At 43.1% G+C, this 2,196-nt stretch carries 1 protein-coding gene; it reads right to left on the bottom strand.

What is annotated here, in order from left to right; genetic code table 11:
* Positions 1-379: 379 nt before the first annotated feature.
* On the bottom strand, positions 380-2,089 hold the full coding sequence (locus MC7420_RS38745) for a DUF7453 family protein (RefSeq protein WP_006105921.1): 1,710 nt from the start codon (positions 2,087-2,089) through the stop codon (positions 380-382).
* Positions 2,090-2,196 lie beyond the last annotated feature (107 nt).

Below are 2,196 nucleotides of genomic sequence, written 5' to 3'. Positions count from 1 at the left end.
TGAGAGCAAACGTAGCAGCTTGAGCCGTTTCTGCTGTAGCCAAAAGCAAACCGCATACGGTGGCGATAGGGATAAAATGAGCAGAAATAGAAAATTTTGCGGTATAGTTCAACATTGTTTTCTCCTTCAATTTTTCAGTTTTTGTTGGTTATTTGTTTGTACCTTTACCTATAAAGAACTCTAGCCAAGCTTTAATAGGTATAGATCAATGTTACTGACTGGTAGGCTGGTGGGTTTCGGCTTCGCTCAACCCACCGGCTTCGCTCAACCCACCGGCTTCGCTCAACCCACCCTACGGTATATCTGTCAAAAAAACGTTGGGAGGGGCGGGTTTAGTTACATCTGGGTGCAACCGATAAGATAGTTGTAAAACCCGCTCCTACACCTGCCGTGATTTCCGTCTACGCAGTAATACAACACCTGAACCAAAGGTCAAAAAACTGACGACAGAAACGGGTTCAGGCACGTTCTGACTGTCTTCCTCTATGAGTGCGTGCATATCGAAACTCGCCGTATCTGTATCAAAGTCAAGTTTAATTGGGAACGCTGTAGGATTGGTGGGATCAACATTGAGTCCGGTAATCGTAAACTCAGAAACACCACCACCCAAAAGCGAGACAAAATCGATACTGTCTCCGGGTAGAAATTCACCCAGATTTGTATCTCCTACAGATACCGTGAAGGGATTTTCAAAGCCAACTGGGAAATTCAGAATTGAGGTAAATAAAGAATTCCCGGTCATTTCATAGTGGAAGCCATAAGCGGAAGGTGGGTCGTACCATTTTCCACCAATAACGTCAATAAATCGGAACACTCCATCCAAGGTACTATCAGGAAGCAAGGGATTAAATTGAGAATCGGCAATGTTATTAGCGCGGTAAATTCCCTCGGTTCCATCTTCAAATTTTGCCCAGAAGACAATCTCATTATCATCACTCAGGCTTTGCCGATCCATGGCTAAATCAACTACAGTGGAACCGAATAAGGTATCGCCAATGCCAATAACTTTATCCTCAACCGCATTACTGCCCACAAAAATGCCTTTATCCTGGTTGCTAAAGGGGCTAGACCCTTCAACGACCTGATTTGCCATAAACGCGACGAGTCCTTTATTATTGATAGAACTGGTGCCAACATTATAGAATGTATCTGGTGTTTCTGACTGCTCATAATTATTCCCGGCAATCAATTCACCATTAATGCCATCCGCCTTAAAAATGACTTGACCCGCGCCATTATTATGAGCAAAGGCTGAGACTTCGCCTTGGTCATTGATATTAGCTTCCCGATATGAACCATTCCAAAAGTTAGCTTGATCAGCAACAATTAGATAATTGCCATTCTCATCCCCTGTAAAGACACCGTAGTGACTGACAAAGCTAACCATTCCCTGATTATTAATGTCAGGTGCATGAGGATCAAGGTTTACACTGGACAGAGGACATTGTTGTTCGGATGAGCCAGCACCTGTACAGTTGGTAATTTGGATCGTTTTATTGCCATCGCTGGTAAAGATTTCTTGCGCCCCACTATCAAGATTGGCAAAAAAGGCGACTGTCCCATTGTCGTTAATGGCAAGTCCAGGGGCAAAGTTACTATAGGTTCCGTTTGTATGGGCAATTTGTTGAGTGTTACTGACACCGTTGCTAGTAAAGATGCCTTGACCTCCAGCATCTACATCAGCAAAAAAGGCGACAGTGCCGTCATTATTGAGGGCTAATCCCTGACCAAAACTGCTAAATATAGAGTCAGATTTGTTATCAACAATGATTTTTTGACCTCCTACACCCGTACCAACATAGATTCCTTGGTCTCCTGACGTGAGTTCGGCAAAAAAGACGACTTGACCATTATTGTTAATTGCCAGTCCTTTTCCGTTTTGATAGTCGGCGTCATTGGACAACTTATAGCCGCTATTCCCACCTGCGGTACCGAGTCCAGAACCGAGGCTGCTAAAGGAACTGAATGAACTGTTAGTTTCTACTATTGGACTAAAGTTGAAGCTGAAGGCTAAGGCTTTACCACTACTGAGTAGGCTGAGAGATAGTCCGACTACGGTAAGAGAAAGAATTGGCTTGAATTTCAGCATAATCGTACTCCTGAAAATTCTGAGAGAGTTGAGATAACTGTAAAATAGTCTGATTGATCAGATGGTTGTACTTTGCTTATAAGTCTATTAAATCGCTTTATTTTGAA

This window comes from Coleofasciculus chthonoplastes PCC 7420, from assembly GCF_000155555.1.
In the GTDB taxonomy this organism is placed as follows: domain Bacteria; phylum Cyanobacteriota; class Cyanobacteriia; order Cyanobacteriales; family Coleofasciculaceae; genus Coleofasciculus; species Coleofasciculus chthonoplastes_A.
Note: the sequence above shows the minus strand (reverse complement) of the source record. Positions and strands in the feature narration are given on the sequence as shown.

Excerpts from the sequence above, each read along its gene's own strand:
- MC7420_RS38745 (WP_006105921.1), bottom strand. The coding sequence starts at position 2,089 with ATGCTGAAATTCAAGCCAATTCTTTCTCTTACCGTAGTCGGACTATCT.